Genomic DNA, 296 nt, shown 5'->3' with positions numbered 1-296 from the left:
GTGGCCCAACCTAAGCCCTTGTGGTGGTGGGGGGAGCCGTCGAAGGTGGGACTGGCGATTGGGACTAAGTCGTAACAAGGTAGCCGTACCGGAAGGTGCGGCTGGATCACCTCCTTTCTAAGGAGCAGCTTCGCTGCCGGGCCCGTTCGGGGTCTGGTGGCGCAGTGGCCCGCCGCCAGCGAACGCCTGGTGGGGGTGCTCATGGGTGGAACATCGATTAGTTGGCACCTGGTCGAGCCGGTGGCTCGCTAGTACAACCCGGTGACGGTCCGCGAGGATCTGAGGGAGTGGAACGC

Annotated in this window: 1 rRNA gene; it reads left to right on the top strand. The window is 64.5% G+C overall.

From position 1 onward, the window contains the following. Positions 1–117 (top strand): 16S ribosomal RNA (locus ACPYOM_RS22255); the annotation flags it as partial. Positions 118–296 lie beyond the last annotated feature (179 nt).

It is taken from the genome of Monashia sp. HAY1-2A (assembly GCF_056755315.1).
Note: the sequence above shows the minus strand (reverse complement) of the source record. Positions and strands in the feature narration are given on the sequence as shown.